Origin of the sequence: Shewanella frigidimarina NCIMB 400 (assembly GCF_000014705.1) — a bacterium.
Lineage (GTDB): Bacteria > Pseudomonadota > Gammaproteobacteria > Enterobacterales > Shewanellaceae > Shewanella > Shewanella frigidimarina.
Map to the genome: position 1 here is coordinate 4,715,220 of NC_008345.1, position 26,762 is coordinate 4,741,981.

The 26,762-nt window shown below is 43.7% G+C and carries 25 protein-coding genes; 10 read left to right on the forward strand and 15 right to left on the reverse strand.

Translation table 11 applies throughout. The features are described from left to right. Window positions 1-37: 37 nt before the first annotated feature. The 3 genes from hutH to hutC all read right to left on the reverse strand — a co-directional run bounded on the left by hutH (window position 38) and on the right by hutC (window position 4,053). Window positions 38-1,576, reverse strand: a complete 1,539-nt coding sequence (gene hutH, locus SFRI_RS20315; RefSeq protein ID WP_011639361.1) for a histidine ammonia-lyase — start codon at window positions 1,574-1,576, stop codon at window positions 38-40. Window positions 1,577-1,579: 3 nt separating this feature from the next. Further along, on the reverse strand, window positions 1,580-3,250 hold the full coding sequence (gene hutU / locus SFRI_RS20320; RefSeq protein ID WP_011639362.1) for a urocanate hydratase: 1,671 nt from the start codon (window positions 3,248-3,250) through the stop codon (window positions 1,580-1,582). A 95-nt stretch (window positions 3,251-3,345) separates the two neighbouring features. Next, window positions 3,346-4,053 carry a histidine utilization repressor gene (hutC, locus tag SFRI_RS20325; RefSeq protein ID WP_041413835.1) on the reverse strand — a complete coding sequence of 236 codons (708 nt, stop codon included), beginning with the start codon at window positions 4,051-4,053 and terminating at the stop codon, window positions 3,346-3,348. A gap of 133 nt (window positions 4,054-4,186) precedes the next feature. Here hutC and hutI point away from each other — a divergent pair, with 133 nt between their 5' ends. The 5 genes from hutI (at window position 4,187) to SFRI_RS20350 (ending at window position 9,284) form a co-directional block, all read left to right on the forward strand. Then, window positions 4,187-5,419 carry an imidazolonepropionase gene (hutI, locus tag SFRI_RS20330; RefSeq protein ID WP_011639364.1) on the forward strand — a complete coding sequence of 411 codons (1,233 nt, stop codon included), beginning with the start codon at window positions 4,187-4,189 and terminating at the stop codon, window positions 5,417-5,419. A gap of 325 nt (window positions 5,420-5,744) precedes the next feature. Then, window positions 5,745-6,521 (forward strand): haloacid dehalogenase type II, encoded by a 777-nt coding sequence (locus SFRI_RS20335; protein ID WP_425271588.1) that lies wholly within the window; start codon window positions 5,745-5,747, stop codon window positions 6,519-6,521. Between the two features lie 180 nt (window positions 6,522-6,701). After that, complete coding sequence (locus SFRI_RS20340; protein WP_011639366.1) at window positions 6,702-8,363, forward strand: amidohydrolase; 1,662 nt, start codon at window positions 6,702-6,704, stop codon at window positions 8,361-8,363. A gap of 154 nt (window positions 8,364-8,517) precedes the next feature. Beyond that, window positions 8,518-8,790 (forward strand): type II toxin-antitoxin system TacA family antitoxin, encoded by a 273-nt coding sequence (locus tag SFRI_RS20345; RefSeq protein WP_011639367.1) that lies wholly within the window; start codon window positions 8,518-8,520, stop codon window positions 8,788-8,790. Continuing rightward, complete coding sequence (locus SFRI_RS20350) at window positions 8,787-9,284, forward strand: GNAT family N-acetyltransferase (protein ID WP_041413257.1); 498 nt, start codon at window positions 8,787-8,789, stop codon at window positions 9,282-9,284. The genes SFRI_RS20345 and SFRI_RS20350 overlap by 4 nt, the downstream gene beginning before the upstream one ends. 351 nt (window positions 9,285-9,635) lie before the next feature. On the opposite strand, the gene SFRI_RS20355 is transcribed toward SFRI_RS20350, so the two are convergent. The 3 genes from SFRI_RS20355 to SFRI_RS20375 all read right to left on the reverse strand — a co-directional run bounded on the left by SFRI_RS20355 (window position 9,636) and on the right by SFRI_RS20375 (window position 12,008). Further along, window positions 9,636-10,723 (reverse strand): IS3-like element ISShfr8 family transposase gene (locus SFRI_RS20355; protein WP_086019764.1). Its coding sequence is split into 2 segments (ribosomal slippage): window positions 9,636-10,462 and window positions 10,462-10,723, totalling 1,089 coding nucleotides; the frame shifts between segments, so codons are not numbered across the junction. 35 nt (window positions 10,724-10,758) lie between these two features. After that, window positions 10,759-11,262, reverse strand: a complete 504-nt coding sequence (locus SFRI_RS20365) for a hypothetical protein (protein ID WP_011639369.1) — start codon at window positions 11,260-11,262, stop codon at window positions 10,759-10,761. Window positions 11,263-11,768: 506 nt separating this feature from the next. Continuing rightward, window positions 11,769-12,008: an HP1242/YdcH family protein gene (locus SFRI_RS20375; protein ID WP_011639370.1), complete on the reverse strand. Its 240-nt coding sequence runs from the start codon at window positions 12,006-12,008 to the stop codon at window positions 11,769-11,771. A 181-nt stretch (window positions 12,009-12,189) separates the two neighbouring features. Here SFRI_RS20375 and SFRI_RS20380 point away from each other — a divergent pair, with 181 nt between their 5' ends. Continuing rightward, window positions 12,190-14,055, forward strand: coding sequence for a DUF885 domain-containing protein (locus SFRI_RS20380; RefSeq protein ID WP_011639371.1), 1,866 nt, complete (start codon window positions 12,190-12,192; stop codon window positions 14,053-14,055). Between the two features lie 142 nt (window positions 14,056-14,197). Here the strand turns inward: SFRI_RS20380 and SFRI_RS20385 are convergent, their stop codons facing one another. Next, complete coding sequence (locus SFRI_RS20385; RefSeq protein ID WP_011639372.1) at window positions 14,198-15,403, reverse strand: alpha/beta hydrolase-fold protein; 1,206 nt, start codon at window positions 15,401-15,403, stop codon at window positions 14,198-14,200. A gap of 212 nt (window positions 15,404-15,615) precedes the next feature. Here SFRI_RS20385 and mtnC point away from each other — a divergent pair, with 212 nt between their 5' ends. Continuing rightward, window positions 15,616-16,296 carry an acireductone synthase gene (gene mtnC, locus SFRI_RS20390; RefSeq protein ID WP_011639373.1) on the forward strand — a complete coding sequence of 227 codons (681 nt, stop codon included), beginning with the start codon at window positions 15,616-15,618 and terminating at the stop codon, window positions 16,294-16,296. Between the two features lie 65 nt (window positions 16,297-16,361). Here mtnC and SFRI_RS20395 read toward each other — a convergent pair whose 3' ends face one another. Continuing rightward, window positions 16,362-17,387 carry a hypothetical protein gene (locus tag SFRI_RS20395; protein WP_011639374.1) on the reverse strand — a complete coding sequence of 342 codons (1,026 nt, stop codon included), beginning with the start codon at window positions 17,385-17,387 and terminating at the stop codon, window positions 16,362-16,364. Between the two features lie 137 nt (window positions 17,388-17,524). On the opposite strand from SFRI_RS20395, the gene SFRI_RS20400 reads away from it, so the two are divergent. Both SFRI_RS20400 and SFRI_RS20405 read left to right on the forward strand, forming a co-directional pair. Beyond that, on the forward strand, window positions 17,525-17,947 hold the full coding sequence (locus SFRI_RS20400; RefSeq protein WP_011639375.1) for an acyl-CoA thioesterase: 423 nt from the start codon (window positions 17,525-17,527) through the stop codon (window positions 17,945-17,947). A gap of 66 nt (window positions 17,948-18,013) precedes the next feature. Beyond that, window positions 18,014-18,271 (forward strand): GNAT family N-acetyltransferase, encoded by a 258-nt coding sequence (locus tag SFRI_RS20405; protein WP_011639376.1) that lies wholly within the window; start codon window positions 18,014-18,016, stop codon window positions 18,269-18,271. 20 nt (window positions 18,272-18,291) lie between these two features. On the opposite strand, the gene SFRI_RS20410 is transcribed toward SFRI_RS20405, so the two are convergent. The 7 genes from SFRI_RS20410 to SFRI_RS20440 form a co-directional block, all read right to left on the reverse strand. After that, window positions 18,292-18,678, reverse strand: a complete 387-nt coding sequence (locus SFRI_RS20410) for an acyl-CoA thioesterase (protein WP_425271589.1) — start codon at window positions 18,676-18,678, stop codon at window positions 18,292-18,294. Window positions 18,679-18,984: 306 nt separating this feature from the next. Next, window positions 18,985-19,500 carry a hypothetical protein gene (locus SFRI_RS20415; protein WP_011639378.1) on the reverse strand — a complete coding sequence of 172 codons (516 nt, stop codon included), beginning with the start codon at window positions 19,498-19,500 and terminating at the stop codon, window positions 18,985-18,987. Continuing rightward, window positions 19,500-20,441 carry an Ssp4 family T6SS effector gene (gene ssp4 / locus SFRI_RS20420; RefSeq protein WP_011639379.1) on the reverse strand — a complete coding sequence of 314 codons (942 nt, stop codon included), beginning with the start codon at window positions 20,439-20,441 and terminating at the stop codon, window positions 19,500-19,502. The genes SFRI_RS20415 and ssp4 overlap by 1 nt, the downstream gene beginning before the upstream one ends. Window positions 20,442-20,567: 126 nt before the next feature. Further along, complete coding sequence (locus SFRI_RS20425) at window positions 20,568-22,361, reverse strand: AMP-dependent synthetase/ligase (RefSeq protein ID WP_011639380.1); 1,794 nt, start codon at window positions 22,359-22,361, stop codon at window positions 20,568-20,570. 126 nt (window positions 22,362-22,487) lie between these two features. After that, window positions 22,488-23,780, reverse strand: coding sequence for a hypothetical protein (locus tag SFRI_RS20430; RefSeq protein ID WP_011639381.1), 1,293 nt, complete (start codon window positions 23,778-23,780; stop codon window positions 22,488-22,490). Beyond that, window positions 23,777-24,646, reverse strand: coding sequence for an ABC transporter ATP-binding protein (locus SFRI_RS20435; RefSeq protein WP_011639382.1), 870 nt, complete (start codon window positions 24,644-24,646; stop codon window positions 23,777-23,779). Before SFRI_RS20435 ends, SFRI_RS20430 begins: the two co-directional genes overlap by 4 nt. Before the next feature lie 45 nt (window positions 24,647-24,691). Continuing rightward, the gene (locus SFRI_RS20440) at window positions 24,692-25,069 is read right to left on the reverse strand and encodes a GntR family transcriptional regulator (RefSeq protein ID WP_011639383.1); all 378 of its coding nucleotides are present in this window, start codon (window positions 25,067-25,069) and stop codon (window positions 24,692-24,694) included. 94 nt (window positions 25,070-25,163) lie between these two features. Between SFRI_RS20440 and SFRI_RS20445 the strand changes: the two genes are divergently transcribed. Beyond that, window positions 25,164-26,762 carry an alpha/beta hydrolase gene (locus tag SFRI_RS20445; protein WP_011639384.1) on the forward strand — a complete coding sequence of 533 codons (1,599 nt, stop codon included), beginning with the start codon at window positions 25,164-25,166 and terminating at the stop codon, window positions 26,760-26,762.

Sequence of the window (26,762 nt, forward strand, 5' to 3'; positions counted from 1 at the left end):
TAAACATATCCTGTTCATGACATGTAGTTTCACTCAATTAAAAACTCGGTAACATGCCCTGCGGTAGCAATCGGTTAAAACTGGCGCTATACAACAAGTCGACCGAGTTCTCAATATCAGGTGAAAAATAACGGTCCTTATCATAAAACGTCACTATTTCACGAAGCTCGGCTTTGGCCATTGCTACGGCGGCGCTTGGTTGCAAAGGCTTTCTAAAGTCTAACCCTTGCGCAGCAGCTAACAACTCAATAGCCAATACTCCACGGGTATTTTCGCTCATGTAGCGTAAACGTCGTGCGGCAAATGTCGCCATCGACACATGATCTTCTTGGTTTGCCGATGTCGGCAAACTGTCTACCGAGGCAGGATGTGCATAGGTTTTGTTTTCCGATGCAAGTGCAGCCGCGGTGACCTGAGCAATCATAAAGCCAGAATTTACCCCACCGTTATCCACTAAAAATGGCGGTAGCTTAGACAAACTAGAATCAATCAACAACGCCATTCTACGCTCCGAAATTGAGCCCATTTCAGCAATCGCAATCGCGAGGTTATCAGCCGCCATCGCAACGGGTTCGGCATGGAAGTTACCGCCCGAAATAATATCGCCCGTATCTTGGAACACCAATGGATTATCAGTAACGCCGTTTGCCTCAGCGCCAAGCACTTCTGCTGCTTGACGAATTTGGGTTAAGCACGCACCTAATACCTGTGGCTGACAGCGCAGTGAATATGGGTCTTGCACTTTTTCGCAATTGGTATGACTTAGGCTAATTTCCGATTCGTTAGTGAGCAAATGACGGAAAATGGCTGCTGAGTCAATTTGGCCTTTTTGTCCACGCGCAGCATGAATGCGCGCATCAAACGGACTACGACTGCCCATAGCGGCTTCAACACTCATGGCGCCAATAATTGAACTGGCGGCAAACAAGTCTTCTGCATTAAACAAACCTTCAAGCGCCAGCGCTGTTGAGGCTTGCGTACCATTCAGTAACGCTAACCCTTCTTTGGCTGCTAATTCAATAGGTTTTAGCCCAGCAATCTCAAGACCTTCCACTGCTGAGATAATCAGCCCCTGATAGCTCATTTCGCCTTCACCTAACAAAGGTAAACACATGTGAGCTAATGGCGCTAAGTCACCCGATGCCCCGACTGAGCCTTTTTCTGGCACACACGGATACACTCCGGCATTCACTAGCTGAATGAGAAACTCGATAACCTCTAAACGAATACCTGAAAAACCGCGGCTTAATGAGTTAATTTTTAAAACCATCATTAAGCGCACGGTAGCATCTTGCATGTATTTACCAATGCCAGCTGCGTGGGACAATACAATAGAGCGTTGCAATAATTGCAGATCTTCTGGAACAATTTTAGTGTTGGCTAACAAGCCAAAGCCAGTATTGATACCGTAAACAGTACGGCCTTCACGTAATACTTGCTGGACGATTTCAGCACTTTGATTAATGTCTTTAATCGCTTCTTTCGCAAGGGTCAGCTTGACACTATTACGGCTGATCGCACGAGTCTGCGCTAATGTCAGCGTACCTGGAATAAGTTCAAATGAATAAGTCGACATGGATTAAGCTCCTAACATTGGCAGGTCTAAGCCTTGCTCTTTGGCACAATTTTTTGCAATGTCATAGCCAGCATCTGCATGACGCATTACCCCAGTAGCAGGGTCGTTCCACAATACTCTGCCTAAACGTACCGCAGCTTCATCGGTTCCGTCGGCCACTATCACCACCCCAGAATGTTGACTAAAGCCCATACCAACGCCGCCACCATGATGCAATGACACCCAAGTTGCACCACTAGCCGTATTGAGTAAGGCATTCATTAATGGCCAATCTGACACCGCATCAGAGCCGTCTAACATGGCCTCGGTTTCACGATTTGGGCTGGCAACTGAGCCAGAATCTAAGTGATCACGGCCAATAACAATCGGTGCCGATAACTCACCGTTTTTGACCATTTCATTAAAGGCTAACGCTAAGCGGGCACGGTCTTTAAGTCCGACCCAGCAAATGCGTGCAGGTAAACCTTGAAACGCAATACGCTCACGCGCCATGTCTAACCAATTGTGTAACTGCGGATTATCTGGAATCAGCTCTTTGACTTTGGCATCTGTTTTGTAGATATCTTCCGGATCGCCAGACAAGGCTACCCAACGGAATGGTCCAATACCTTCACAAAATAACGGCCGTACATATGCTGGTACAAACCCAGGGAAATCGAACGCATTCGTTACGCCTTCTTCAAAGGCCATTTGGCGAATATTGTTACCATAATCTGTGGTTGCTGCACCGGCTGCCTGCAATGCCAACATTGCTCTAACTTGCACCGCCATTGATTGCTTCGCCGCTTTAACAACTGCCGCTTCGTCAGTTTTACGCATTTTAGCAGCGTATTCTAAGCTCCAGCCTTGAGGTAAATAGCCGTTTAATGGGTCGTGTGCGGAGGTTTGATCGGTTACCACATCAGGCACAATGCCGCGGGTCACTAGCTCAGTAAACACATCGGCAGCATTGGCTAATAAGCCGACTGAAACAGGCTTGCCACTTTGGTTTGCTGCGTAAATCATCGCTAATGCTTGATCTAATGAAGTGGCTTTTTTGTCGACGTAACCAGTACGCATGCGAAAATCGATACGGGTTTCATCTACTTCACAGGTTAATACCGAATAACCCGCCATAGTACCAGCCAGTGGTTGTGCGCCACCCATGCCGCCTAAACCGCCGGTTAAAATCCACTTACCCGCTGACGAGCCATTAAAGTGCTGTTTAGCCATGGCGACAAACGTTTCGTAAGTACCTTGCACAATGCCTTGCGAACCAATATAAATCCACGAACCCGCAGTCATTTGGCCATACATGGCCAAACCTTTCTTATCCAGTTCGTTAAAGTGTTCCCAGTTAGCCCAATGTGGCACTAGGTTTGAATTAGCAATAATGACCCGTGGCGCATTGCTATGAGTGGTAAACACCCCAACAGGTTTACCAGACTGCACCAATAAGGTTTGATCGTCTTCAAGGCGTTTAAGCACCTCAATAATTTTGTCGTAGCTTTGCCAGTCGCGCGCGGCGCGGCCAATGCCGCCGTACACCACTAAATCTTCTGGGCGTTCGGCAACATCAGGGTGTAAGTTGTTCATTAACATGCGCATCGCGGCTTCGGTTAGCCAACTTTTACACTGTAATTGAGTACCGTGCGGCGCAATAATGCGACGGCTTGGATCGTGTCGTTTATCCATATGTTCCTCTTCAACTGAGTTTATTCAGTTTGGTTTTTTATTGGTCTTGTTGTTTATGTTTAATGTCTTACGGTTTTCATTTTCGATACCACCATTTAACGCGCAAAGGTTAAATGGCCGCCTAGTTTAAATTTGCTGCCCGGATGAACTAAACGAGCAAAACTGACCACTCCTTGGCGTGACCAAGTACGACGTAAAATTTGTAAACAGGGTTCCGTTGCCGCAATGGCTAAACGTTGTTGTAACAGCTCGTTAGCCATAATGGCTTCAACGGTATGTTTAGCCTCTGTCAGTGGTGCCACCGCCGATAAATATTCATGTGGAGTATGTGAACTAAAATCTTGTTGTAGGTAATCAGGCACAAGCAGTGGGTTCACATAACGCTCTTCAACTTGTAATGGTAAGCCTTGTTCGCAATGTACCAACACCGAATAAAATACAGGGCTGCCCAATTCCAGCCCCAGAGCATTAGCCACCGCAGTGCTGGCCTCAATTTGTGTCAATTCAAGCTGGTTAACACTGTAGCCATGGCCACGGTCTTTTATCTCGTCGGCAATATTACGAATAGCCAGCAATGACGATTGCGACTTTAAACCTGCCACAAAAGTGCCCACTCCTTGAGTGCGCTCTAGCACGCCCGATTCAACCAGTTCAGTTAACGCCCGCCTTGCTGTCATACGGCTACAGGCAAACAATTCAGTTAACTGATTTTCAGACGGCACTCGGTCGTTTTCTTGCCATTCGCCCGTTTCAATACGGCTCAAAATGAATTGTTTTATTTGGGCAAACTTTGCTTGGGCCATATCAGCAGCTCTCGGTTTTTTAGACAATAATGTCATTGCTGTTTAAAAACACATCATTCATCCTACCTTGTATATACAAGTTAAAACAAGTATTGTTTAGCAATCAATAATTAATGCATTTTTAGGGGTTTTCATGTCGTGGGATCAAGTGTGGATTGATGTAAACGTGGCCACCATGGATACCAATATCCAAGGGGCTTACGGCGTAATACCTCAAGCGGCTATCGCAGTAAAAGATGGCAAAATTGCTTGGGTTGGCCCGCGCAGTGAACTACCTGAATTTGATGTACTGGCAACCCCAGTTTACAGAGGCAAAGGCGGCTGGATAACACCAGGGCTTATCGATGCACACACACACTTAGTCTTTGCTGGTAATCGCGCTAACGAATTTGAACAACGTTTACAAGGCGCGACTTACGCCGAAATAGCTCGCGCAGGTGGCGGCATAATCTCAACGGTTAATGCTTGTCGCGATGCTGATGAAGCCGAACTATTTGAACTAGGCCGACAACGCTTAAATGCCCTAGCCAGAGAAGGAGTCACCACGGTTGAAATTAAATCCGGTTACGGTTTAAACACTGAAACAGAACTTAAATTATTGCGCGTTGCGCGTGAGCTAGGTGAGCATCATCATATTGATGTAAGCACCACCTTCTTGGGCGCCCATGCTATTCCTCCAGAATATAAAGACAATGCAGATGCCTATATCGACCTCGTCGTTAATGACATGCTCCCTGCGGTAATCGCCGAAAACCTTGCTGATGCCGTTGATGTATTTTGTGAAAATATCGCCTTTAATCTTGAACAAACTGAGCGAGTATTAACTGCGGCTAAACAGGCCGGTCTGCAGATTAAACTGCATGCTGAGCAATTAACCAATATGGGCGGCAGCGCCTTAGCAGCCAAGCTTGGGGCTAAATCGGTCGATCATATTGAGTTTCTAGATGAAGCAGGTATTAAAGCCATAAGCGAAAGCGGTACCTGTGCAACCTTGTTACCCGGCGCATTTTACTTTTTACGTGAAACCCAATTACCACCAATCGACTTACTGCGCCAATACAAGGTGCCAATGGTTATTGCCAGCGATTTTAATCCGGGGTCATCGCCTATTTGCTCCACCTTATTAATGCTCAATATGGCTTGCACCTTATTCAGACTCACCCCAGAAGAAGCCTTACAAGGTGTGACCATTAATGCCGCAAAAGCACTTGGTATCGACAATAATGTCGGCAGTATTACCGTAGGTAAACAAGCTGATTTTTGTTTATGGGATATCACCACTCCTGCACAATTAGCTTATGCTTACGGGGTAAACCTGTGTAAAACCGTTGTCAAAAATGGTCAGGTAGTTGCGCTACCCAATTAAACGTTAAACCGTTAAATAATTGGGCTCAACTTTTCTCAATCAAATAACCCACAACTTCAGTTCAAACTCATAACTGATAGCAGTTCCACTGGCGATAATGTCTATCTCCAGTGGTGCTGCTATGTACGTCACCTCAAATCCCAACTTCAGATTTATTAAACTATTAGGCAATAAAACCGTGATTTTAAGGTCAGTTTCATTTAGGCTGACTAAATTAATGAACAATCGTTCAACTTATTGATGTCAGTGTCACTGGCAACAACAGTGAGATGAATACTCGATAAGTTCTTTTAACCAACATCACATTGCCAGAGGTTTTATGAAAATCCGTGTTTTAATATCGCTTGCGACAGCTTTTTTTATGCTTAATACCAGTAGCGCTTTTGCTAAAGATCCAGCAGATACTGCGGTGCAGCCACTATTGGTTAAGCCTAAAGTGATTATTTTTGATGTGAATGAAACCTTGTTAGATCTTGAAAATATGCGCGCCTCTGTGGGTAAAGCGCTTAATGGCCGTGAAGATTTATTGCCATTGTGGTTCTCAACCATGCTGCACCATTCTTTAGTGGTTTCAGCGACAGGTGATTACCAAACGTTTGGTAGTATTGGCGTTGCGTCATTGCAAATGGTCGCCGAAATCAACGGTATTGCCATCACACCAGAACAAGCTAAAACCGCCATTCTAACGCCACTTCGTTCATTACCCGCTCACCCAGATGTTGCAGAAGGTTTAGCTAAATTGAAGGCCCAAGGCTACAAACTAGTCACCTTAACCAACTCATCACTAGAAGGCGTAACCTTACAGCTTAAAAATGCTAATTTAAGCCAGTATTTTGATGCCAACTTAAGCATAGAATCTGTTGGGGTATTTAAGCCGCATTTAAAAACGTACCAATGGGCCATTAAAGATTTAGGCGTTAATGCAGATGAAGCGTTAATGGTTGCCGCACACGGTTGGGATATTGCCGGTGCAGATAAAGCAGGCTTACAAACCGCCTTTATTCGTCGCCAAGGTAAAGTGTTGTTCCCGCTAGCAGCGCAACCAGACTACAACGTACTGGATGTAAACGAATTAGCTAGCACCCTAGCTAAGTTCAACTAGCCTTAACGATTATCGCCCAGTATTAGCTGGGCGATAAATTTGCGCAGTAATGAGTCTTTCCTCTATATAGCCACATCAATCTCCCCCCCCCTCAAGACGACTTGCACGGCCCCTTGCCATTAACCATTAATTAACATTTAATGGATGCTGATTAATCGTCGTCATAAAAAGGGAAAACAGATGAGAAAGGAATATTTAGCGCTATCAGTGGCATTAAGTTTGGCTAGTTTAAGCGTAAACTGCATGGCACAAACCACACTGATGCATCACGTTAATGGCTACACGCTCGTTGACGGAAAACTGCAAACCTTCAATGCTATCCAATTTACTGACGACAAAATTGATCGACTATTTACCTTAAATCAAGCCTTACCGAGTGCAACTGATATCACCTCAATTGATGGTAAAGGTAAAACCTTACTGCCAGGGTTAATCGACGCCCACGGTCATGTGCTAGGTTATGGTTTGAGTTTATTAACCGCAGACTTAACCAACACCAGTAGCGAACAACAAGCTGTTGAACGCGCGCAAGTATTTAGTAAAAACAACCCAACTGACGGATGGCTAATGGGCCGCGGTTGGAACCAAGAATTATGGGACAGCAAACAATTTCCGACTAAAGAAAGTCTAGATAAAGCCTTTAAAGCTAATCCAGTGTCATTTGGCCGAGTTGACGGTCATGCCATTTGGGTTAACAGCAAAGCGTTAGCGCTCGCGGGAATTTCGTCAACCACAGTGGCACCAGAAGGCGGTGAAATTGTCAAAGACGAGCAAGGTAATCCTACCGGAGTGTTAATCGACAATGCGATGAACTTAGTGTTTAACATCGTCCCCGATCTCAATCAGCAGCAATTACAATCAACCTTAACCCTAGCGATGGATAGCCTAGCGTCATACGGGCTAACCAGTGTGCACGATGCCGGCATCAACATCGACAACATCAAGGCATACCAGCAATTAGCAGCGAACAATGCCATGAGCGTGCGGGTTAATGGCATGCTGTCAGTGGAAGACCCTCGCTTTACTAGCACTTTAAAACAAGGCCACATCACCACTGCCGATAACATGTTTAAAGTCGACAGCGTTAAAATATCAGCCGATGGCGCGCTTGGCAGCCGTGGTGCGGCATTAATCAAAGAATATTCAGACCAACCCGGCCATAAAGGCTTAATGCTGTATTCAGACGAGCAACTCGGCAAACTAATTTTACAGTCGATGAAAGCAGGCTTTCAGGTTAATACCCACGCCATTGGCGACAACGCCAATCAAGTGGTACTCGATAAATACCAAACCGCCATTGCAGCAACAGACTCAAAAGCATTACGCCATCGCATTGAACATGCACAAATTCTCGATTTAGCCGACATACCGCGTTTTGCCCAACTTGGGGTTATCGCATCGATTCAAGCAACCCACGCCACCAGCGACAAAAATATGGCCGAAAACCGTTTAGGTAAAGCCCGCTTGGCCGGTGCTTATGCGTGGCGCAAACTATTAAACGCTAATGCCGTCATCGCCAACGGTTCAGACTTCCCTATTGAATCGCCCAACCCATTTTTTGGATTGCATGCATCCGTAACCCGCCAAGACCATGTTAACCAACCACTCGACGGCTGGCTCGCCACAGAAAAACTATCACGTATCGAAGCACTCAAAAGCTTCACCATCGACGCCGCCTACGCAGGCCATCAAGAGCAGCTTTTAGGCTCATTAGAATCCAGTAAAAAAGCAGACTTTATCCTAGTCGAAGATGACTATTTTACAATCGACCCACAACAGATTTGGCAAAACAAAGTCATTGCCACCTGGGTCAACGGCCGGAAGGTATTTGCAAAAGAGTAAGCTGCATTGAGTAGGGTTTATTGATAAGTAAGATAAGTAGAATTGGTTTTAATAACGTTTCAGCCTGTGTGCCAAAGTGACACAGGCATTGCTTGTTGTACGTTTTAACACCATAATAGCCATGTGACACTTTGGCACAATTGGAGATTATATTATGGCAACTACTTTACCTCGCATCACCGCTAGAGTTGATGTCGACACCCAAGATTTACTGACAAAGGCAGCAGCAATCGCTGGTATGTCGAGTATTAATTCATTTGTGCTAAGTGCCGCAATCGAAAAAGCCAAACAAATCATTGAGCGTGAACAAGTACTAAAACTAAGTCAAACAGATGCGATGTTGCTTATGGAAGCACTAGACAGTCCAGCAACACCAAACTCAAAACTCAAAACGGCTTCGGAACGTTACGAAAGCAAAACCCAATAATGAATACGGTACTTTTAGATAAAGCTAAACACGATAGAAACCGATTCAACTGTGGTATTGAAGCTCTTAATAATTACTTAAAAATCATGGCGAGTCAGCAAGCGAAGAAAGACAACAGCAGAACTTTCATTTTAGAAGATGATAACGATAACTCGCATATCATTGGCTTTTATACCTTAACAATGACACCAATTGACCTAAAGGCTCTGCCGGATAAGCTACAGAAAAAGTACCAGTCATCAACGTCTGGCGGCCTTATAGCCCGCTTAGCAATCGATGACCGCTATAAAGGCCAAGGCTTTGGCGAATGGTTACTTATTGATGCACTACGAAAACTGTTAGCGGCAAGTGATAGCGTAGCATTCCCAGTCGTCATTGTTGACGCAAAAGATGGCGCGACACACTTCTACGAACACTATGGATTTAAAGCCTTTCAAGACGCAGAAAACAAACTGTTCATCACCATTGCAGATGTAAGAACAAGCTTAAGTTAATTAACCAAAAGCCTTTAGCGCACCAACTAAAACCCAACTAACTGTTTGCAAACATATGGCGACAAGCAGAGCTTACTGTCGATAGTCAAGGGCCGTCAGATACTTGCAAAAAAGTAAACGTTTTGAGGCAGACTTGATGAAATACGCTAGCACTTAATAAATCTAATTTACTCGGTATTCGCTTAAAAGAAGTGTTCGACCTATCTTTGTTGACTATATTTTGTTCTCAATAAATTTGACTGCTAATGTAAGAGCTTCAGAACCCAAGCCCGGGCAAATTTCATTTAGAAAGACTATTTTCCCTCCATTTTGGTAATCTCCCCATTTTTAGCTGAGATCAAAAGTAGAGACTTAGGCCACTAGTGCCAGTTTTTGCTTTGGTGGGACACCACCAATTGCTGTATTGGGTCTTTCATTGTTATAAAACCATAGCCATTGTGTCGCATGTTCCTGTACCTCGGCAATACTATTCCAAAGATATTGGCTCAGCCATTCGTATCGCACAGTCCGATTATAGCGTTCTACATAGGCATTCTGCTGTGGATTGCCAGGCTGAATAAATTTCAGTTCTACATTGTGTTTTTCAGCCCAGGCAGCCAGTACCGCACTTATATACTCTGGACCATTATCACTGCGTATCTGTTTTGGTTTTCCACGCCATTCGATGATTTGATCCAATGTTCTCACCACACGCTCCGCAGGTAAGGAGAAGTCGACCTCTATCGCCAAGCCTTCACGGTTGTAATCATCAATTACGTTCAATAACCTAATGCTGCGACCATCTTCCAGTTGGTCGTGCATAAAGTCCATGGACCAACATTCATTGATTGCCTCTGGCACCGCCAATGCGTCCGGTTTATCACGCTTCAAGCGTTTCTTCGGCTTAATTCGTAGATTTAGCTCCAATTCTCGGTAAATCCTATACACCCGCTTATGGTTCCATCGGTAGCGTTTCACGTTACGTAAAAAGTAATAACATAGCCCAACCCCCCAACTCCGATGGGTTGATGTCAGTTGCTGTAACCAGTCGGCTATTGCAGCGTTTTCATCACTGAGTTTTGCCTGATAGCGATAACAGCTCTCACTGAGTCCAAACAAGGCACACGCAAATGCGATCGAAATGGCTTTATCTTGCACCGCCTTTTGCGCCAGCTCCCGCCGCCGCGACGGCTTTACCACTTTTTTTCGATGGCCTCTTTGAGTATTTCAGCTTTGAGTCGCTCTTCGGCATACATTTTTTTGAGTCGTGAATTCTCAGCCTCTAACTCCTTCAATCGCGCCATCATAGAAGCGTCCATGCCACCGAATTTGGCGCGCCATTTGTAGAAGGTCGCAGAGCTCATGCCATGCTCACGGCAAAGCCCCGGAACTGGGGTGCCAGCTTCGGCTTGTTTAAGGATTGCTAGGATTTGGCTGTCGCTAAATTTTGATGTTTTCATGCAGAATCTCCCTGCGTATATATTACGAGAAAATTCTACTTTTGAAATCTACTATTTTTAGGGGGGATTACCTTTTCACTTGCATTTTTAAGTGGTCCATCCTTTTTATCCAAGGTAAGCACAAAGTTGGTTCGAGATAATGCCCCAAGTTCAATATCAGCTTCTTGTTTATAGAGAATCAAACTTTTTTTGCGTTTTTGAGTGGTTCCATATTCAGCTTTTAATCTTGCTCTTTCTTTATTTTCGCTAACAGAAGTAAAAGATCCCATCCCAAAACTAGAACTGCGTTGTTCTGATTCGGAATGAGAGGGATTCGAAAATCCAAAAGTGTGCACCTCTTCGACATCGTTAGCGAGAACTGAAAGTATAAAGTTTTTTAATTCAACTTTATCAGGAGAATCAGGCATTTGTGTTATTTCAAAACGCCCGTATTTACTAATTAATATGCGATATTTTTTTGCTGGAAAGTAATCCCGTAAATTGAGGCTATTTTTAAGAAGAAAGTCCCATATATTATTATCTATGTATATATTTATCACTGTTACTCTCCTTAAGTGGCTTATTGAACGACTAGCCAAATAAGTTCAACTGTTTAATTTATTGATTAATATCATCCTACATTTGCTATACCTTCGATGTAAAGCAGTTGAATCTCTTCATGTTGCCACTACATTGAGGACGTTGAAGAAAATAGCGTGAGTCCAGACATGGATGTCTGGCTAGCTTTCGAGGTACAGGATGTACCACCGAAAGCGTTAGCATTTTCGAATAAGGCCGAAGAACACCAAAACGAAGTCAAAAGCTGGATTCAACCACGTCGCGAAATTATCGCTTTTCAGATAATTTTGATGTGGCGGCTGGGAGTTCCAAGAGGGAACAGCCGTTGGTTTCCTCTTGGTCTGGTGTGGGCGAAGCGCCACGACCTTAGTGGCCGTAGGCCATAAATCAAAGATAATAAAAACAAACAAGAGTTACTGAGATAGCAGCAAAAATTGACCACGTCACCACCTAGATGATCACATGGCCAAAAAGCTGAATAAACAAATTAAGCTTGGGTAAACAACTGATACAACTTATCTTTTAACACCAACCGGTCAAGCTTTGCTTGCTCAATAAACTCATCACTTGTCGGAGTATTGCGTAACTCCAGCTTACGAATTTGAGTATCTAATTTATGATACCGTTTCGCATCTTCAGCAAACTCAGTATCGTTGGCGGTTAACAATGAAATCTTGTCTTGATACTCAGGGAAATCAACTAATAACGCATGGCTTTCACCTAACATACTTCTCTCCTTTTCATGTCAATGTCTAATAATGTTAGACCATATTTACACCTTATCGTCAAACTTACCCTCGTACTTTCAAATACCCAGCACATAAAAACTGCAACAGCTTAACCTCCATAACTGTTAGGATATGCTTATATTCGTACTTGAATGCCGCTATTAACTTAATGAGTAATCAATGAAAAAACTTCTTAATGGCTTAATCATTAGCCTGCTCGTCACTGCATGTTCAGATCCTGCTACACCGGAAAATAATTCAAACTCAGCAACAGCAAGTGAGGCAGCCACTAAGCTCAGTCTTAAACAACAAGTCGCATCAATCACTAAAGACTATTTTGTACTCAGACCCGAAGTTGCCACTTACTACGGCGTGAGTGATGCCAGTATCAACGCCAATGTGATGTCTAAACTCACCGACTACAGCCCATCTGGTGAAACCCACCGTCGCAAAGGACTTAAATCAATACTGAGCCAACTCAACGACATTGATGAAGCAAGCTTAACCCCCTCAGAAACAATCAGCTTAAACGCGATAAAGTCTGAAGTAAAAGGCGCTCTATTACCAGCTCAAGTGGTTAATTATGGCAACGTGTTAGGCGAGTATGGCGTATGGTTTTTACCCTATGCCGTTAACCACTTATCTGGTTTGCAAATTGAATTCCCCGGTTACATGGAAGACAAGTTTGCCGTAACTAATACCGCCGAAGCCGAGGCTTATTTAACTCGCTTAAGCATGTACCCTGCCGCTATGGGCACATTGGTCGATAAACTCAATCACGATGTATCGATGGGCGTCATTCCACCAGACTTTGTCATTGATAACACCCTACGCGGGTTACAAGCTCAAATCAGTGGCCCAGCAAACAGCCATCCTTTAGTAACCAGCTTTAACGCTAAACTTAACGCAGCAAAAGTGGCCGATAGCGATACGTTGGTAAAGTCTGCGGCCGAGTTAGTTAACACTAAATACTATGCCGCCACCCGCCAACTGATTGCCGCGTTAGAAGCCGTGCGCCCAAAAGCAACTCATGAAGCTGGCATTGGTCGTTTACCTCAAGGGGCGAAGTTATATCAAACGCTTATCCAGCATTTAGGCAATTCGACCAAAACTGCCGATGAAATTCATCAACTCGGGTTAGCTGAAGTAGCCCGGATTACTGCCGAAATGGACGGGCTACTCAAAGAAGTCGGTTATGTTGATGGCACCGTCGGTGAGCGTATGCAGGTGTTACTCAACGACCCACAATATCTTTACCCGAATACCCCAGAAGGCAAGCAACAGCTAATGGCCGATATTGATGCCGACTTAGCCTTGGTTGATGCAAAATTACCAGACTGGTTTGGTCGCTTGCCTAATCAAGAAGTGGCTATTGAAGCGGTACCAGACAGCCGTGCGGCTTCTACTAGTGGCGCATTTTATGATGCGCCATCACAAGACGGTTCACGCAAAGGCACTTTCTGGATCAGCTTGTATGACACAGCATCACTGCCATCTTATTCATTACAGACCTTGACCTACCACGAGACTAATCCAGGTCATCATTTACAAACCATTATTGGCTTGTCTGATGAATTACCGCTGCTAAGTACAGTGTTTTATTCCAATGCGGCTGGCGAAGGTTGGGCTTTATATGCCGAACGTTTAGCTGCCGAAATGGGCATTTATGCTAATGACCCTATCGACAACATTGGCCGTTTGCAGTCAGAGTTACATCGTGCGGTTCGCCTGGTGGTTGATACCGGTATGCACGCCAAAGGCTGGAGCCGTGAACAAGCCATTGATTACGCGGTGGCAACTGAAGGGATTCATTTGTCGGAAGCCACCGGCGAAATTGAGCGCTATACCGTTTGGCCAGGCCAAGCACTTGGCTATAAGTTGGGTGAGCTGAAAATTATTGAACTACGTACCAAAGCCAAGCAAGTCTTAGGTGACAAGTTTGATATTAAAGTATTCCACGACCGCTTATTAGAAAATGGCGCATTGCCATTAGATTTAATGGAGCAAAAAATTAATCAGTGGTTAGCCAGCGAAACGGCTGCGTAATCAACTTTAATTCGGAATACTAAACCTCAGCTCAGAATAATATTGTTTGAGCAGGTTACACAATAAAGCCACAGGGCGAATACTCGTGTTGTGGCTTTATTGTCATTTATCGTTTTGCAGCTTGGTTTAACTTAGATCAGTTTTATTTAGCTTGGTTTTGAAACGCGGCTAATTGCTTAGTGTATTTGTTTTGATAAAACGGATGGTCGGTACTCGCTAACGCTTGTTGTTCCGCTTCGATAGCCTGAGTCATTTTACCTGTTGCTGCATAAACACTGGCTAACTCATGGTAGGCCGAATGCGCTTTAGGATAGGCTTTCAGCGTATCTTGGTAAATCCCAATCGCTTGCTGTGGTGCTGCTTTAACTAAGCTATTACCTAAGGCTAACAGCGAATCAATTGCTGGCACATCAAAGCCATAAACCTCATCAGACAGTCGCTTATAATAGGCTAGAATCGCTTTAGATCCTTGTTGCGATACTTCTGAATCCGCCGCTAGAACAGTATGAACATCGTTAAATATCTTCTCGATGCCTAATGCCGTCGCCAAGATAGGCTGAGTCATATAATAGCTGCCGTCAAAACGCTTTATTTGATAGTTCAATTTAGCATTGGCATTGGTTTGAATAATATCTTCAAGCCTAGCAAACGAATCCAGCTGCCTTTGTTCAAAGTCGCTATCACTGGTACTCACAAATAGAAATCTTGGTTTGCCGTCCATTTTTTTGAGATTTTTAGGCGCATCATTTAGCACATAAGCAAAGTCTGTTGATAATACTGGGCTGGCAGCAATATAAGCATTAAATAAACTAGGACGATTAATTAAGCTGTATAGCACTAAACCTGCATTGCCAGTAAAGCCGTTAAAAATACGAAAGCCATTGGTGCGATAGCGTTTATCAATTGCAGGCAGTAAATCTTGCTCAAAAAAATCCAATAGTGCTTGATCGCCTTGCTGCTCTATCGCACGCTTTTTTAGTTCCCCCAAGCCTTGATGTCCATCGGGCGCAGTAACAATAATGGTTTCTAACCACGGCCAACCACCATTATGGCTCATCCAGTCGTGCATACCCGTTAAATACAAATGACTGCGCGGATGTAAGTCAAATAACACCACATAACGCTTATCAGTTTGCTTGGTATAACTGTTTGGTAAGGTCACCAAAAAATCGGCTTGCTCACCAAATAGAGCAGACTTTACACTCAGGGTTTCGGTCGTTGGCGGCAACATTTCAGTAGCAAACACCACACTAACGTGAAAAAAGCTCAGTAATAATGCGCATATAGACAGACTTTTAGCCCATAAGCTCGGCCATTTGATATAACGTTTTTCCCCTATTGTAAGCATGGTACCTTCCTGGTGAAACGTGACAATTAAGTTAACCCGAAGCTACCAGACCACATCACACAAGGCAATTTAGTAATATCTAAACTTAGCTCACATCTAGCATTCAAAGTCATCTAACTAGGGTGCAATATCACGAATAGCACTAGCCTTAATCGCCAATAAAGCTTAGGATCATCATTACGTTAATTTATTGTTTTGGAGTAACAAATCTTATGAGTATTAGAGCTATTATCGTTGATACCGCCGGTACCACTACCGATCTTAACTTTATTCAGGATGTGTTATTTCCTTACTCAAGAAAAGCGATGGCTGAATTTCTTGAGCAAAACCAGCATAACGTTGTGGTTGATTACTGCATCAGCGATGTTAAAGATATTGCCTTAGAACCAGATGCGACACTCGAACGAGTCACTGAGATTTTACAGCAATGGATCGATGAAGACCGTAAACTAACACCACTTAAAACCCTACAAGGATTAATCTGGAAACAAGGTTATAACCGCGTAGAGTTTACTGGCCACATTTACCCTGACTTTATCGATAGCATTGAGCGCATTAAAGAAAAAGGCATTCGTATTTACAGCTTCTCTTCTGGGTCTGTCGAAGCGCAAAAGCTGTTATTTAGCCACACCGAAGCAGGCGATTTAACCGGTTCGTTCAATGGTCACTTTGATACCCGCACGGGCAATAAGTTAGACAAACAAGCCTACTGCAATATTTGCAACACCATTAGCTTGAAACCAAAGCAGATTTTATTTGTGTCAGATGTCGCAGAAGAGCTCAAAGCTGCTGAAGCCGCCGGCATGACAACTTGCCAAATGATCCGCTTTGCTGACCAACGCCAAGCTAAGTGCAAAAAAATAAGCAGCTTTAGTGAGTTAGTGTTCGATTAATACTGACTGATTAGGCATAAAAAAACGACCGTCTAGGTCGTTTTTTTATGCTTGCAAAGTGCCTGTTAACTGGGAAATGCAGGTGAAATACATTTTTTCACTTCAAAATGATAACCATATTCCGCATTGATATCGGGTGTTATTTCAAGGATCTCATAATCATTAAGCTCGACCACATGCGACAACGGTAGTTTTTGACAGCGGGATTTGGCATTCGCCTCCAACTGAAACGCAAACAACGCAATTGCTTTACGCACACTGGTAAAATACTGGCTACGCAAATGACTGTAAGGCTGTTTGGCGATTTCATCAATGGCGTCCAGTTCTTGCTCGCGTTCAACTTGTTTCGCTGTTTTGGGTTCAGACTTGGGTGGTTCTTTCTTAGCAGGGTCTGTTTTGACAATGATCGACAAGCCATCATCAGCAAGTATTTCCTCTTCGGTTTCAGCTTCAACTAATTGCACTACTTGCGGATCATCCAACGCTTTTTCAACCTGACCATAAAGGTCCATCAGCATAGCAAGATGATACAACACCACTGCAGCAAGAATAACTCGCACCCAAAAGGTTGTACGATGAAAATGCACATGATTAATCAAGCGAAAGTTGGTCACACCAAAGGGGCGGAGTATAAAAGACACACCAAACATTAGCGGAAAAATAAGCTGTAGTAATAACAGCACAATACAGCTCATCACCACACTCCATGCCGGAATGTAGAGCAAAATGGCGAAGTTATGGGTGTAATTAAAGCTACTGGCTGCGACGCCAACCACATCGTTAACCACTGAACTTGAACTAGCCAAGGCAAAATTGGCCACTATCGCATAAAACAATAACAACACCGCTTTGCCAGCCAAGCTGTGCCACATACGTTCAAATAAATGCCAGAACTCAATCGACATCGCCATCACGCTGATAATGGCCACCCACGCTACCGAGTCAGTAGCAAACAGTAAGACTATCGCCACCAGATACAATTTTTGCGGCAAACTCAGTTTGGTTTGTAATTCAGTAAATCGGCTGCAAAACACCGTCCAGCAAGACGATATCCATAAATTCGATGTTGTTAAAAAAGTCTCTTTTCGCAAGGTAAAAATCCTTATAAGTTCACTGGATATACTCACAGTAATAGCCACTGTCCCTTGTTGTTCATCGTCCGGACTGTTAAATTAACAGTTGAAATTTAAACAAGCGTTTAATTTATTAATTCATAACGAGAACCGCCATGAATGACTTTTTAGCTCAACATTCTATCAGCACAGACATTCAAGTAGCATGGGGTGAAATGGATGCACTACAACATGTTAATAATTCGGTGTATTTTAAGTATTTTGAAACTGCTCGTCTCGATTTCTTTAACCAAATTAACCTACTCGACGATCTAAAAACAACGGGTGTCGGCCCAGTGCTAAGTGAAACAAATGCCCGCTTTAAGCGCCCAGTAACCTTTCCGGACTCAATTGTTGTAGGGGTAAAGATCAGCGATATCAATGAAGACCGCTTTGTGATGCATTACACCGTGTTCAGTAAAGCACAGCAAGCGGTGACGACTATCGGCTGGGCAAAAGTGGTGATGTTTAACTTTAAAACCGGCAAAAAAGCCAAACTCACTCCAGAATTACTCAGCGCCTTGTTGGAACATGAGTAACAGCATCAGCCATAACATCAATAGCCACATCAACAAGCGGCATTACAAGTAACAGGACTACACACTATGAGCAATCAAGACGCAGTAACCGTGCAACACCAAGCTAGCCAACATCGTTTTGTGGTTATCACTCAAAGTGTTGAGGCGGTACTTGAATATCACTTAGATGGTCAAAATATTGATTTTAGTCGCACCTTCGTACCACCCGCTTTACGCGGCCAAGGTATTGCTGAAAAGCTAGTCCGAACTGGACTGACTTGGGCGAAAACAGAAAAACTTAACATCAGTGCCAGTTGCAGTTACGTAGCCAAGTTTTTACGTTAATCGCTTCTTTTGTGTTAGTCCTAAGCTACACCAGTTAATGCAGCCAATTGCTGACGTACAAACTCAGCAAGTGGCTCGCTTTTTTCAGTTTGGTAATTGTAATGCACCATAGTGGTGGTCGCTTCAGCGGTTTTTTTACCGTGCTGCCAACAGCTTTGTAATATATCAAAGCTGCTATTGCCTAAACGACTAATGTGCGTTTTAACGATAACTTCTTCGCCATAATACGTTGGCGCGGTAAAGGCGATAGTAAAACCAGCAATGATCATGTTCCACTTGGTTAAATCTTGCCCTGGATTTACGATTTCAAAAATTGGTTCACGAGCCGCTTCAAACCACACTGGGATAACCGTGTTATTAATGTGTCCTAACGCATCGGTTTCACAAAAGCGCGGTTTGAGGGCCATGCTAAATTGAGTATTTGTCACAAAGAATCCTTTATTATTATTTTGAGTCCATTGACGTTTTGCTCGATGAACAAATGTCATTAGCCCATTCTAACGACACATCTCACTCGAGGTCATTAAAAAAGTCTGTATTGCGAAGGAATTATGGGGGTATGTTAGAGGAGCAAACAGTAACCATCTAAAAAATTAAATAAAATTATTTTTTCGGTTGGGTATCGTACTCATCTATGATGGCCAAAATCAACTAAACAGGCACAAATGTCATCAAATCTCGGCTTAAAATATTGTCACTCTAAAGCCAAACAACTAGAACTTATTTCCATGTTTAGCTTTGTCTGCAGCAACTTCAGCCGCTATTTCAGCACGAACCTCTTTGATATCTTCTAAGGCATCAAATTGATACTCAACAAAAATTTGATAATATTTACTCTGTAACAGGTAAAGTGACATGAACAAAACAATGACGGCTAACAGATATGCATAAATAAATGTTGCCTGTTCTGCGATTAAAAACACTGTCGGCAAAAATATAATAAATAAAATACAGAAATACCATTTTAAGACTTTTACAGCAAAGAAAGATCCTCTAACAATTGCATAATTGAAGCCACTGAAAATAATTACTAATGCCGCAAAATATAAAAACAGAAGTTCGCTCCCTATATCAACTATACCAAAATAAAACTCTAAAATGAGAAAATTTAAAAGCGATATGGCAAGCATCATGAATAGTGTCGCAGCTAAAAAAGCCGCTATAGACTTCATAGGTGGAAATAATCCGACAATATCGTCATCACTTTTCAGTTTAGTTTGTCTTTTCATTAATCAGCGAGCTCCTCATATATACCAATAGCAATTGTTCCAATTGTTCCATTGAATGCGCTACCAGAAACGCTCATTGAAGCTCCAATAGCATCCATTAAATGTAAACGAAATGCATGGGTAATTTGTTTGCCTGTATATTTTTTTATGTTGCCTTTTCGAGCCATAGATTTTATTAATTTACCTGAAGCACCAGGTAAATTAAGGCGGGTAATTTCACGATTTAATCTCTTTTTTTCGGCACGGGATAACCCCTTTAAAATTTCATAGGTATTCTTGCTAGTACCTAATTGCATCATTTTCACTGCTTTTATTGTACCTAAAGCAGCAGCGCCGGCTCCTGCAAGTGAAACTAAATCCAAAGCTGAAGTGGTATATTGGTACCACTCTTGAGAGTCAAAATCATCTTTCAACTCAGGAGAATAAGCTTCAACGCCTACTCTAATCAAACCATTAAAACATTGAGCAGAACCAGCCGTTGCACCTGCTATTGCTAGATACGTTATTGCACTACTTGTACCGCCGGTTAATGGGATGGCGCCTAAACTTCCAATAATAACTGTCCAACCAAGAACTGCAGTCCCACAACTCCAAGCAGCATTTCCCAATTCACCAACTAATTTCGATTCACGGATATTACCTTGGCTACCTTTTAAATGGGAGGCAAACTCGGCCTGACTCATTAATTGAGGGGGCTCCCTTAGAACGATTTTAATCGGATTTAGTTGGCAAACAGGTTCGAATTTTCTTAATTCAATAATGTTGTACTTGCTATCAATATAAACGATTCCTGCGCCCGCAAGTCCTGGTATCGCATCAATTTTTTTAAACAGCGTTTTTGTATCGATATTAGCTAACACTTTCTGGCTAAATTGATTGCCATAAAAAGACTGAGTGCTAGATCTAAAAACAGGCTTTCCATTTACCGTGATAATTTCCATAGTTCCCTCTATGTTGCCTAATTTTAAAATAGAGTATTGTACCTCTATTGGAAATACAGGCAATTATCACTAAGTATTACGAAAAAGGACGCTAATGCGTCCTTTGGTATATAAATTGATGGTTAATTACTTGCCATACATGGCATTAATTTCACTGTGATATTTGCTGTAAATCATTTTACGACGTAGCTTTAATGTCGGCGTAATGAGTCCAGATTCCATCGAAAATGCTTCATGTAATAAGGTGAATTTTTTGATTTTTTCAAACCCAGCTAGCTCATGTTGCAACTCGATTAATCGCTGCTCGAAATGAGCCACCACTTGTGAGTGACGTAACAACTCAATTGGGTTTTCAACATGAATACCTTGCGCTTTAGCCCAAGTATTTAATGCTTCAAATGCTGGCACAATTAGAGCAGATACATAATTGCGCGCATCGGCAACAATGGCGACTTGTTCGATAAACGGGCAACAAGCCACCTTACCTTCAACACGCTGTGGTGCGATGTATTTACCGTTTGAAGTTTTCATTAACTCTTTAATGCGATCGGTAATATACAAGTTACCTTGCTCATCAATCCGCCCTGCATCACCGGTTTTTAACCAACCGTCTTCAAAGGCGTCGGCGGTATCTTGGGGGCGATTGTAATAACCGCGCATCACAGTGTCGCCACGCACTAAGATTTCATCGTCTTTGCCAAGCTTGATTTGCATAGCTTCTAGTGGCTTACCGTTTGAACCTGGTACACGATTATCTAAAGTATTACAGGTTACCGTAGCGCAGGTTTCTGTCATGCCATACCCACACAATACCGGTACACCTATACTGTGAAAAAAGCTGGCCACATTAATATCGAGCGCTGCACCGCCCACGGGCATGAACTTTAACCGACCACCCAACACTTGCTGTAATTTGCTGTAAACCAGCTTGTTAGCCAGCTTCCACTGTGCACTTAACCACAAACTTCCTGAAGCACGACCTTGGCTAACTTCAAATTGGCGTTTACCTACTCGCATCGCCCAAGCAAATAATGTTTGTCTCACTTTAGGCGCTTGGCCGACTTTATCGTGCACAGCGCTGTAAATTTTTTCTAAAAATCGCGGCACAGCACACAAGGTATGTGGTTTAACCGCAATAAGGGCTTCTTTGATTCGATTCGTGTCGTTTAAATACACATTGTGGCCACCGCGACATAATACATACATGCTCCAACCACGCTCGAATACATGGCTAAGCGGTAAAAAGGCCAGCGACACATCACCCGCAGTAAATGGCAACTCACTGTCATGCTGTTTAATCATCGAGGCAAAATTACGGTAGTCGAGCATCACACCTTTAGGATTGCCGGTGGTGCCAGAGGTATAAATAAGCGTAAATAAGTCGTCTAAATTGCTATTGGCTAGTCTAGTATTGAGCTCATTGGTAATCAGCGGATTAAATTGCGCCGCTAATACTTGATCAAAATACACATGATTATCGGCATTAAGGGTAACGTTAGCATCAAAGACTACAATGTGTTGCACGCACTCAGCTTGGGCTGCCACTGTGCAAGCCATGTCGTATTGCTGTTGGTTACCAGCAAAAATTAATTTAGCTTGAGAGTCGTTAACAATGAATACCGCTTGCTCTATGGTGCTGGTTGGATATACCGGTACCACAACATTACGAGCTTTAAGGGCACCAATATCTGCACAGGTCCACTGTGGACTGTTTTGCGCTAAAATCACCACTTTGTCTTGCACTTGTAAGCCAAACTCAATTAACAACTGTGCGACTGAGTCTGTAACCGTATCAAATGCGCCCCACGTTACGGTATGCCAAGGTGCAGGCATGTCAAAGCCTTCAAGGGCAATATTATCGCCTAATGACTGACCTTGCTGTTGCAGGAGTCGAACTACGTGGTATTGATCTAATGACATATGATAGTGGCCTTTTAGCTTACAAGTGTTCCGCTTTTTACATTCTACCTGAAGTCGCTAAAAACCATAAGAGCTTTTGCTCTACTTTTGAGCTTACGGTCACGTTTGTCAGTTATGCTCGATGATTTACGGGGCCAAAACACCATGCTGCCACAAACGTTTTTTACCCCAAATTAATGCGCCAACACCAACAATAATTAGTGGCACATCCATAAGCAACCATACCCATAAGCTGTCACCGTCTCGCACTGCGGCGACACTCAACGACACCAATATCGAATGGAGTAACACTAATAGCATTGCTGCTGTGGCTTGCAGGCTATTACGGCTTGCCGAACCCATTCCCAGCATAATCGCACAGCCCCAAAAAGTGCTTAGACCTAAATGCAGTACAAATAATCCGCCATATTGCGGGTCAATCAAGCTATTGGTAAAACCTAGCACGCTGACCATAGCCACTAACACAGCGATGAAACGATACTGGCTGCGGTAAAATGCATCGCGCAATCCACTCAAGCCGCTATAACAAGGCAATAAAAACAGCGTTTCTGCCGCGCGCCAACGCTGAATTCGGCTCCAATGAACAATGGCACAACTGATCACGGTAAATTGCACCAACAAAAATAATGCTGGTACATCAATATCAAATAGCCACGACAGCAGTATTAAACCAAGGGTGATCAACGGTAAACAAAGCAGCATCATAGTTAACACTGGGCCGATAAAAAAGTTCATCGGATGAAACAACCGCTCAACACGAGTAATCCAGGTGAATCCTTTTATGCTCGGCAGCCACATCCAGCCCATTTGCACGGCGTTGAGGTACACCACACGCGCCTCATTATTCCAGCTAAGTTGACGACATAAATGGATCACCCAAGACAATAGCCCAGCAATCAGTATTAGCATCATCCACGTCGGTATCGTGAGCGCTAATTTATCTAAAAATGGCACTGTTATGAATAATAAAAACGATAAATGAAAACTGCTACTGCGCCATAAACAAGCCCATACAAACAGCAAACTGACCACAATGGCTAGCAGTAGTCTGGGGATGACATCGTAAGCAGCAAAACCAATACAGGCGAATAGTTGTATCAATAACATACCGACTGCGATGGTCGCCGCCTGTATGAGCACGTGCTTTTGATAATGAGGTATTAGACCGGTCACCTCGATTGCTGCTAAGCGATTTAACTGCCAAGCAATTGCCGCAGCAGTAGACAGTGTTGCCATGGAAAAAACGAGGCTAACAACCTCGGTTTTACCGCTGATAAAACACAGCAGCCCTAACACTAGGCCTAATCCTGCGGTACCAATAAAACTGACACTGCCTAAGTCAAACAACCACAACCGCAGCATGCCACGGTAAGGTTTACGCCATGCTGAAAGTTGACTGTTTTGCAGCGACTGATTCATCGATGCAGCTCCATAAATAACTGTTCTAGGTTGAGTGATTTTTCACTCTGCACACCCGCAATATTCGATAGGTTACCTTGAGTATCCACCAGCACACTTTGTCCGGTTTGGCTCAATATTTTATAATGTGACGGTAACTGAGCGTTTTCGGCTAAGTTGAGTAATTTAACCTCTTCACGCAAGGCGTCGATTTCTTTAAACAGTATCAGTTGGCCTTTTTTAATCAGGGCAACATGACTGGCAACACGTTCTAAATCTGAGGTGATATGCGATGAAAATAACACTGCAGAACCTGAATCGAGCGCGAGATCGAACAAGTCGCTCATAAACTGACGCCTGGCAATGGGATCTAAGCTGGCAACGGGTTCGTCGAGTAATAATAAGGTTGGCCGATACGCCATGGCCATTATCAATGCTAATGATTGACGCTGGCCCACTGATAATTTTTGCACCGCTTGCGTAACATCTAAATCAAATCGTTTAAGCCAATCTTGCTCGAGTGTCATATCCCAGTTTGGATAGAAGCTGCGGTGCAATTCTAACGCTTTATCTATGGTAAAGCCTTCATAACCAAAAGGCTGCTGGGGTACGTAACCAATTCGTTCTTTTGCTTGAACAGATAAAGCGGTAGGCGGTTCGCCAAGGGTTGAAATGTCGCCTTGTTCGATGCCCACAATGCCTAATGCACAACGCATTAACGTCGATTTACCCGCACCATTTTGGCCTAATAACCCGACCACCATACCGGGATAAAGTGTCATCGATAGATCGACCAACACCGCATGACCTGCTGCAGATTTGTGTTTTGCAGCAAAGGTTTTGCTCACATGATTAAAGCGTAAAACGGGCTTCTCTTCGGCTTCCATTATCGACTTCCTAGATGATGTCCTTAAAAATTAGCTCAACTGTGGCTATTCTTTATTCCAAAATTGTTCCAACAATACTTGTAACTGGTCATAATCGACCCCTAGCTGCCGTGCCTGCTCAACTAATGCAGTTAATTGTGGTGCCAACAAACTGCTGCCAGAATCATTATTGGCCGCGGTTCTGGCAGCCACGCGTGACGGCTGACCACGACGGCGCTCAACCCAACCTTGGTCGACTAGTTGCTGCATAGCACGTGATACCGTCATCGGGTTTACCGCTAAATGTTCGGCAAGTTGGCGCACCGAAGGCAGAACATCTTCGGGGTGCAATTGCCCGCCGACAATTAAGCGCACGATTTGATCGTGCAACTGTCGATAGATGGGTTCACCACTGCTGGGGTTGACATTTATTAATTCTAACATTAGCCTTTAACAACTGTATTAATACATTGATACACTCATACACTAAGTGCTAAGGTATCATAATCGTCATGAAATGCAAAAAGGAAACGTTCCGATGATCAACAGGAAGTTTATCAACACAGTCTTAGCCAAGCGGTCAACCCGCTCTGGGTTATGCCAATCGGCAACACGTACTAGCCGATGGCTCGCGGTCGCTATTGCAATTTTACTCGCCAACAATAGTCATGCCGACACATCGCAAACCAATGTGGCAGCACCCGCTAAAACCAGTGCTTGTTACTTAGACGGTTTAGACGAGCAATTACAGTGCGGTAAAATAACTGTGCTGGAAAACCCTCAGCTACCTGACGGTAAGCAAATCGACATTCATTTTGCTATTTTGCCAGCCATTAAAAACACTCACCCAAATGAAGCATTACTGGCAATCGCAGGCGGACCAGGCCAGTCAGCCATTGAAAATGCCGCTTTCTTTAATCGCATGTTGACCAAAGTTCGCCAGCAGCGCGATATTTTACTGATTGATCAACGTGGTACCGGTAAATCGAACATTTTATCTTGCGACGATGACACCACTGAATTACTCAGTATGAATGATGACGATCTCGATATCATTGCGATGACAGAAAAATGCCTAGGTCAAATTGATGCCGATGTAAGCCAATATGGTAGTAATACCGCGTTAACTGACTTCGAAGCAGTACGCGAATATTTGGGCTACCAAAAACTGCATTTATACGGTATTTCCTACGGAACACGTATGGCACAGCTTTATATGCGCCATTACCCAGAAGCCTTATTAACAGTGACACTGGATGGCGTGGTGCCAATGCAACAAAGTGTCGTGGCGATTGGTGACTCAATAGAACGTGGTTTAAATGTGTTATGGCGCGACTGTAAAAGTACTCCTGCTTGCCAGCAACAATTTCCAGACTTGGCTGACGAATACAATAAAGTCGACCAACTGCTGGCCACCGCTCCGATAAGCCAACAAGTACGAGACCCACAAACAGATGAACTCAGCGAGTTTTTACTCACCCGCAGCAAGTTTAGCGGCGCTATTAGAATGGCGATGTACATGGCAAACATCCGTGCACTTATCCCGCATGCTATTCATCAAGCGGCACAAGGTAATTATCAACCGATATTAGGTATTTACACATTAACTGCTGATAGCACAGGTATTGCGATGGGCATGCACGCATCCGTTGTGTGTGGCGAAGACATTCACCGCATTACTGATCAAATGCGTAAAGATGCAAAAGAGTCGTACATCAGCGGCAATATGCTAGAGGGGTTAGAAAAAACCTGCCAAGCCTGGCCGATTCCACAAGTGGACGACAACTTTAGTGAACCTATCCTCAGTGATATCCCCACCTTATTGTTATCTGGTGAACTCGACCCGGCAACACCACCAAACTGGGGCGCACTGGCGCAAGAAAAACTGACAAAATCAAAGCACTTCATTGCACCTTATGCAACCCACGGCGTGGCCGGTCAAAGCTGTGGCAATGACCTCGTCGCCCAGTTAGTTGACCAAGGTTCAGTAAAAGACATCAACGGTGAATGCTTACAAAAAGATGTCCGTCGTAGCTTTTACCTTAATGCCAATACCGTAGAAGCACTACCGGTTATCGACACGCCCACTGACATAGAAACAACAGCACCAGCGAATACCGCTGCGGATAAGGAATAG

Coding starts and splice junctions, on each gene's coding strand:
- SFRI_RS20340 (WP_011639366.1), top strand. CDS start 6,702: ATGAGAAAGGAATATTTAGCGCTATCAGTGGCATTAAGTTTGGCTAGT.
- SFRI_RS20405 (WP_011639376.1), top strand. CDS start 18,014: ATGAGCAATCAAGACGCAGTAACCGTGCAACACCAAGCTAGCCAACAT.
- hutI (WP_011639364.1), top strand. CDS start 4,187: ATGTCGTGGGATCAAGTGTGGATTGATGTAAACGTGGCCACCATGGAT.
- SFRI_RS20380 (WP_011639371.1), top strand. CDS start 12,190: ATGAAAAAACTTCTTAATGGCTTAATCATTAGCCTGCTCGTCACTGCA.
- SFRI_RS20410 (WP_425271589.1), bottom strand. CDS start 18,678: ATGGCCCTCAAACCGCGCTTTTGTGAAACCGATGCGTTAGGACACATT.
- SFRI_RS20385 (WP_011639372.1), bottom strand. CDS start 15,403: ATGCTTACAATAGGGGAAAAACGTTATATCAAATGGCCGAGCTTATGG.
- SFRI_RS20375 (WP_011639370.1), bottom strand. CDS start 12,008: ATGTTAGGTGAAAGCCATGCGTTATTAGTTGATTTCCCTGAGTATCAA.
- SFRI_RS20440 (WP_011639383.1), bottom strand. CDS start 25,069: ATGTTAGAATTAATAAATGTCAACCCCAGCAGTGGTGAACCCATCTAT.
- hutC (WP_041413835.1), bottom strand. CDS start 4,053: ATGGCCCAAGCAAAGTTTGCCCAAATAAAACAATTCATTTTGAGCCGT.
- SFRI_RS20435 (WP_011639382.1), bottom strand. CDS start 24,646: ATGGAAGCCGAAGAGAAGCCCGTTTTACGCTTTAATCATGTGAGCAAA.
- SFRI_RS20400 (WP_011639375.1), top strand. CDS start 17,525: ATGAATGACTTTTTAGCTCAACATTCTATCAGCACAGACATTCAAGTA.
- mtnC (WP_011639373.1), top strand. CDS start 15,616: ATGAGTATTAGAGCTATTATCGTTGATACCGCCGGTACCACTACCGAT.
- SFRI_RS20445 (WP_011639384.1), top strand. CDS start 25,164: ATGATCAACAGGAAGTTTATCAACACAGTCTTAGCCAAGCGGTCAACC.
- SFRI_RS20345 (WP_011639367.1), top strand. CDS start 8,518: ATGGCAACTACTTTACCTCGCATCACCGCTAGAGTTGATGTCGACACC.
- SFRI_RS20430 (WP_011639381.1), bottom strand. CDS start 23,780: ATGAATCAGTCGCTGCAAAACAGTCAACTTTCAGCATGGCGTAAACCT.
- hutU (WP_011639362.1), bottom strand. CDS start 3,250: ATGGATAAACGACACGATCCAAGCCGTCGCATTATTGCGCCGCACGGT.
- SFRI_RS20425 (WP_011639380.1), bottom strand. CDS start 22,361: ATGTCATTAGATCAATACCACGTAGTTCGACTCCTGCAACAGCAAGGT.
- hutH (WP_011639361.1), bottom strand. CDS start 1,576: ATGTCGACTTATTCATTTGAACTTATTCCAGGTACGCTGACATTAGCG.
- SFRI_RS20415 (WP_011639378.1), bottom strand. CDS start 19,500: ATGAAAAGACAAACTAAACTGAAAAGTGATGACGATATTGTCGGATTA.
- ssp4 (WP_011639379.1), bottom strand. CDS start 20,441: ATGGAAATTATCACGGTAAATGGAAAGCCTGTTTTTAGATCTAGCACT.